General features: G+C 69.9%; 6 protein-coding genes. 3 read left to right on the top strand and 3 right to left on the bottom strand.

From position 1 onward, the window contains the following. Positions 1 to 3: 3 nt before the first annotated feature. The 3 genes from ACFWW9_RS45625 to ACFWW9_RS45615 form a co-directional block, all read right to left on the bottom strand. Positions 4 to 543, bottom strand: a complete 540-nt coding sequence (locus tag ACFWW9_RS45625) for an SRPBCC family protein (protein WP_390389831.1) — start codon at positions 541 to 543, stop codon at positions 4 to 6. A gap of 73 nt (positions 544 to 616) precedes the next feature. Beyond that, positions 617 to 841: a CDGSH iron-sulfur domain-containing protein gene (locus tag ACFWW9_RS45620; RefSeq protein ID WP_390389829.1), complete on the bottom strand. Its 225-nt coding sequence runs from the start codon at positions 839 to 841 to the stop codon at positions 617 to 619. Between the two features lie 43 nt (positions 842 to 884). Further along, positions 885 to 1,859, bottom strand: coding sequence for an iron-containing redox enzyme family protein (locus ACFWW9_RS45615; protein WP_390389828.1), 975 nt, complete (start codon positions 1,857 to 1,859; stop codon positions 885 to 887). Positions 1,860 to 2,149: 290 nt separating this feature from the next. On the opposite strand from ACFWW9_RS45615, the gene ACFWW9_RS45610 reads away from it, so the two are divergent. From ACFWW9_RS45610 to ACFWW9_RS45600, 3 genes are all read left to right on the top strand, one after another. Then, positions 2,150 to 2,581 (top strand): ATP-binding protein, encoded by a 432-nt coding sequence (locus tag ACFWW9_RS45610; protein ID WP_390389826.1) that lies wholly within the window; start codon positions 2,150 to 2,152, stop codon positions 2,579 to 2,581. A 124-nt stretch (positions 2,582 to 2,705) separates the two neighbouring features. After that, positions 2,706 to 3,491, top strand: coding sequence for a DUF1684 domain-containing protein (locus tag ACFWW9_RS45605; RefSeq protein WP_390389834.1), 786 nt, complete (start codon positions 2,706 to 2,708; stop codon positions 3,489 to 3,491). Positions 3,492 to 3,665: 174 nt separating this feature from the next. Further along, entirely contained in the window at positions 3,666 to 5,723 is a 2,058-nt protein-coding gene (locus ACFWW9_RS45600) for a putative bifunctional diguanylate cyclase/phosphodiesterase (RefSeq protein ID WP_390389824.1), read from the top strand. Positions 5,724 to 5,907 lie beyond the last annotated feature (184 nt).

Raw genomic sequence — 5,907 nt, 5'->3', positions numbered from 1 at the left:
CCGCTAGAGGATCGGCGAACCGCTCGCCAGCGGGGGCTCGCCGCGGCCGTCGTCCGTGCGCCGCACGTGGTGCTGCGGGGCCGCGTCGACGTCACCGCGCCACGCGCCGGTCTCGGTGCCCTGCTTCTCGATGAAGTCCTTGAAGCGGTCGAGGTCGCCCTTGACCCGGTGGCCGACGAGGCCGAGCGCCGCGCCCGCCTTCTCGGTCAGCGACTCCGGCTGGTACTCCATCTGCAGGTTGACCCTGGTGGTCGTGTCGTTCAGCCGGTGGAAGGTCACCACGCCGCCGTGCGACGTGCCCTCCTCGGTGTCGCCCACGGTGTGCCAGGCGATCCGCTCGTCCGGGTGCTGCTCGGTGATCTCGGCGTCGAACTCGCGGCTCACGCCGCCGATCTTGGTCACCCAGTGCGTGCGGGTGGCGGTGAGCTGGTTGATCTTCTCGACGCCCTCCATGAACGCCGGGAAGGATTCGAACTGCGTCCACTGGTTGTAGGCGGTCGTGACGGGTACTTCCACGTCCACGGACTTCTCGATCGTCGTCACGTTTCCTCCGTCTTTCCGTTGTGGGGCTTGGAAACCGGGTACCCGTCCTGCCGCGTTCCACACGTGCTGGAGATCACCGCTCGCGATCTCCGCCGGACGCGTGGAACTTGGCGGACTTGTGGGTCCCGTCGCACAGCGGCTTGATCGCGGACAGTCCACACCGGCACAACGCCACGGTGCCACGACCCCCGTCGATCACCTCGCCGGACTGCGTGCGCAGCTCGAAGTCGCCGCGCACGAGCAGCGGACCGTCCTCATAGGACGTGATGGTCGCGCTCTTCTCCGGTGCTGTGCTCACAGAAGGGGGTTACCCGTCCGAACCGGATCCCACACACTTCGGCTCAAGCCGTTCTGGGCAAAGGGTTTCCGGCCCACCGGTCCAGCAGGTCCCGACCGAACTCCGCCTCGACCGCCAGCCCGCAGGCCGCGCCGAACAGGATGTCGGCCGCCGCCTCGGGGTGCTGCTTCGCGTACCCGCCGCACAGGTCGTGCGCGGCGATCTGCTCGTGCACCGCGTCCGCCTCCACGTGCTCGTCGTAGAACCGGGTCGCGGTCGCGTCGCCGCCGAGACGGCGCAACCCGTTGCCGTAGCGGCGGTTCGGCAGCGAGGACGTCATCTCGAACGAGGCGAGGTGGCCGATCAGCGCCCCGGCGAACTCCCGTCGCAGCCCGAACAGCGAGATGGTGTTGGTGACGGCGAGCGTCACTGCCGAGGCGTCGTCCACGTAGCGGCCGTAGGTGTCGTCCAGGTCCAGCGCGCGCATCACGTCCCGGAACAGCTCGGAGTGCATCCGCTCCACGCGTCCGCCGCCGTACTCGTCGGTCTGGATCTCCACCAGGGCCGCCTTCGGCGCGCCCTCCAGACGGGGGATCGCCCACGAGTGCGGGTCGGCCTCCTTGAGGTGGTAGACCGACCGCAGCGCCACGAACTCGCGGAACTGCTCCCGCGTCGCCTCCCGCTGGAGGAACCCCGCGAGCGGCGGCCCGTCGTCGGCCGCGACCAGCTCGGCCAGCGCGGCGGGCACCCGGTCCGGCTCGACCTCGACCGGCGGGACCAGCCGCCGCAGCCCGGCCAGCCACCGCTCCTCCAGCGTCCGGCGCAGGGCGATCAGCGACGGCTCCCACTCCCACGCGTCGTCCACGCCGTCGAAGCCGCGGTAGTGCATCTCGTAGCAGATCCACAGCGCGAGCTGGAGGTCGTCGTCGTGCACGACCGCGTCCGTCGAGGAGGCCGCCGGTGCCGCGAGCGGGGTCGTCCGGCCCAGCCCTTCGACCAACGCCGCACTCACCGGTCCGCGGGGCTTGGGCAGGCGCATGGTGCTCTCCAGGGGGTTCGGTCCTCGTCGACCAGGAGCGAATACCCCGATCGGCCCAACGCCAACCTGGGGAGGCGGTGGCCGGAAGTGTGCAAAAAACTTCACCTTGGCAGGTTTCGCCCGGTCCACATGGGGAACTCCGGGTTTTTGAGCGCATGTCGACGAGGAACCAGGTGGCCCATTCGACCGTCCGATGAGCACCACCGCCCCGGTGGTCGTCCCTGGTGGGAGGCTGATGGCCGGTCGAGGCGAGTTACCACTGGGCAGGACGAGCGCGAGGTCGAAGTGCGATGACGGGTTCGAAACCCCAACCGGCGCGGATCGAAGTGGATCTCCAACGCCACGTGACGCCGCCGCTGTCCGAGCTGCGCGCGCACATCAGGGTCATGCTCGCCGACCAGCCGTCGGACTGCGTCGAGGACGTCGAGCTGCTGGCGACCGAACTCGTGAGCAACGCCTACGACCACGGCGTGCGGCCGCTGTTCGCGCGGCTGTGGCGCCCGGACCACCTCCGGCTCGTGCGGCTGGAGGTCGACGACTCCGACTCGAGCCACCTCCCCGTGCTGGGGGTGTCGCGGTTCGGCGCGAACCGGGGCCGCGGACTGGTGATGGTCGACCAGCTGGCGCAGCGCTGGGGCAGCGCGGTGCGGTCGTGGGGCAAGACCATCTGGGCCGAGGTCGCCTGCGGGCCCACCACCGCGCTGCGGCCCGTCGGCCGCTGACGTTCCGGAACGCCGGCGACACCTCGTCCGTTCCCGCGCGTCCACTGGGTGGGAGCGGGAATAGCCGTCCCGCGCGGTCGTTGCGATGGACGACCGGCTGGTGACGACGGGATGCGGGGACGCGATGAGCACGCGGTTCGTGGACGACTGGCAGGACTGGAAGACCTCACGGGAGCGGGACCTCGCCGCTCCGCACGGCTGGCTGGCGCTGGTGTCGCTGGACTGGCTGGACGACACGCCCCGGCGCTACGCCGAGCTGCCCGGCCTGTGGTGGCAGGACGCGGACGCCGCCTACCTCGACCCCGAGGGCGCGGACCTGGTCCACGACGGTGAGCCCGTCGTGGGGGTGAAGCGCTTCGAACTGGTCAACAGCGGCGCGGGCACGCGGGTGGTGGCCGGGGACGTGGAGATCGAGGTCGCGAGGCGGTCCGGCTACCTGATCCGCGTGCACGACCCGAAGGCGCAGGTGCTGCGCGACTTCCACGGCGTGCCCTCCTACGAGCCCTCGGCGGAGTGGGTCGTGGCCGGGCGGTACGAGCCGTTCGACGAGCCCCGGCCCACGACGGTCGGCGCGGTCGTCGCCGGGCTCAGCCACGTGTACACCGCGCCCGGCGTGGTGCGGTTCTCCCACGGCGGCCAGGAGTACGCGTTGACGGCGTTCAACGGGAAGACCGACGGCCTGAGCATCCTGTTCACCGACGCGACCAGCGGCGTGACGACGTACGCGGCGAACCGGTCGCTCAGCGTGTCCGCGCCGGACGCCGAGGGCGGGGTCGTGCTGGACTTCAACCGCGCGGTCAACCTGCCGTGCGCGTTCACCGACTTCGCCACCTGCCCGCTGCCGCCCGAGGGCAACCGGCTGGCGTTCGCCGTGGAGGCGGGGGAGAAGCTCCCGCACGAGCGCGCCTGATGTCCACTCCGGGCCGTGCCGTCTCGCGCACGGCCCGGACTCCTCGCGGAGAGTCACGTGGTGGCTACCGGCTTCACGATCGTGTCACCCCGCGTCACGCTCTCGGCCGAACGTGGGAAGACGACGAGTGGGTAAACTCCCGCGCACCCCGACATCACAAGTAGGCCACCGCACATGCCCAACCCAGGCCAGAGTCCGGACGCCGCAGCCCCACAGCCTGACTTATCCCGCAGGCGGATCGCGCTTGCCCGCAAGTGGACCTACCTGCTCAGCGGAGCCGTCGTCGTCCCGCTGACCGGGGAGGAACTCGGCGTCGAACTGCGCGAGCAGCTCGACGTGATCTGCGACGCGATGTCGCTCCCGCAGCACGACCCGTCGCTCCTGGAACGGGCGGGCGAACGCCTGTCCTCCCTCGGGTACGTCGGCGAGGCCGGCCTGCGCTCCACGATGGAGGTGCTGGGCAAGGGGCTCCTGGCGTTGCCGGAATTCCAGCCCGTGCAGGAATTCGCCGAGCGGATCGTGCTCGGCCTCGGCGCGTTCGCGGTCGGTTTCCTGGCCGCGAACCAGCGGGCCGTCATCGCCCAGCAGGAGAGCATGCAGCTCTCGCTGTTCAAGGCCGTCCGCGACGCGAAGTCGAACCTGCGGGAGAGCGAGGCGCGCTTCGACGAGGTGGCCACGTCGTCGTCCAGCGGGATCATGATCATCGGCTTGGACGGCCAGCTCGTCCGGGCCAACGCGGCGATCGGCGACATCCTCGGCTACCTGCCCGCGGAGCTGACCGGCACGACGCTGTTCGACCTCGTGCACCCGGACTCGGCGGACGTGCTGCGGGAAGCCATGCGGAAGCTGCTGGACGGGAGCGAGACCCGGATACGGCAGTCGCAGCGGTTGCTGCGCAAGAACGGGGAGATCGCGCGGATCTCGTTGACCACGTCGTTGCTGCGCGGAGCCGACGACGAACCCAGCCACCTGGTGATCGTGGTGGAAGACGGCACCGAGCTGATGCTGCTCCAGGGCGAGCTGAAACGGCAGGTCCTGCACGACATGCTGACGGGGCTGCCGAACCGGCACTACTTCGGCAGCAACCTGGAAGCCGCGCTGCGCCGAGCCGACCCGAAGCACGGCGTCACGCTGCTGCACCTGGACCTCGACGCGTTCGGGATGGTGTGCAACAGCCTCGGGCGGCGAGCGGGTGACCTGCTGCTCGTGCACGTGGCGCAGCGGTTGAAGTTCGTGCTGGCGCGGGAGAAGGCGATGATCGCGCGGTTCGACGGCGACGAGTTCGGGATCCTCGTGGAGAACACCGCGTCGACCCCGGACGTGGCGACGCTGGTGGCCGACATCAACGCGGAACTGGCCGAACCGACCTTCGTGGACGGTCACGGGCTGGCGGTGTCCGTGTCGGTGGGGGTGGTCGACCGGCCGTCGGCGGACGTGGACCCGACGGAGTTGTTGCGCGCGGCCGACTTGGCGCTGCGCCGGGCCAAGACGCGGCGCGGGCAGTGGGAGCTGTACCACCCCGACCAGGACGCCGAGGACCGGTCGGTGCAGTCGTTGGCCGTGTCGATGCCGGGGGCGTGGGAGCAGGGGGAGGTCACGGTCGTCTACCGGCCGGTGGCGCGGTTGGCCGACGGGGCTGTTGCCGGCGTGGAGGCGTTGCTGCGGTGGGATCACCCCGGAGATGGGGTGTTGGAGCACGCGCGGTGCGCTGACCTGGCGGAGCAGACCGGGTTGATCCTCCCGTTGGGGGAGTGGGTCATGCGGATGGCCAGTGGGCAAGCCGTGTGGTGGAAGAACGTGCCGTTGGTGGTGGGGTTGACGGGGTTGCAGGCCGGGGATGCCGACTTGAGCAGTCGGGTGGGGCGGGTGCTGCGGGAGACGGGATTGCGGCCGGGGAGGTTGACGGTCGGGATGCCCGTGCGGGGGTTGCGAGTGGCTGAGGCTGTTGACAACTTCCGGGTGTTGGCCGACATGGGGGTGTCGATGATGCTGGACGAGTTCGGGGCTGGGGATCTGGCGTTGCTGGAGGAGTTGCCGGTGACGTCGGTGCGGTTGGCGCCTACGCCGTTCGCTAGCGAGTTGGCGGCGTTGGTGCACGGGGGTGGGGCGACGATCCTGGTGGGTGGGGTGGATACGGAGGAAGACGCTGCGGCTTGGGGGGTGGCTGGGGCGGATTTGGCTTCGGGGGATTTGTTCGGGGTGGCTCGGGAGGCTGGGGAGTTGAGTTTTTGAGGTCTTGGTCGCCGGTTGGGCTCAGTCCGGCCCGGCTGTGAGGTGTCGGGCCGTCCTGCTCGGGGGTGTTGGTCCGTCTCGCGCGGAGGTGTCGTCCCACCCCGCTCGCGCAATTATTTCAACATCCGTTTTTGCTTGTCAATGCGGGAAATAAGACTTGACAAGCCAAAACGGTATCGAATGC

Origin of the sequence: Umezawaea sp. NPDC059074 (assembly GCF_042738955.1) — a bacterium.
In the GTDB taxonomy this organism is placed as follows: domain Bacteria; phylum Actinomycetota; class Actinomycetes; order Mycobacteriales; family Pseudonocardiaceae; genus Umezawaea.
Note: the sequence above shows the minus strand (reverse complement) of the source record. Positions and strands in the feature narration are given on the sequence as shown.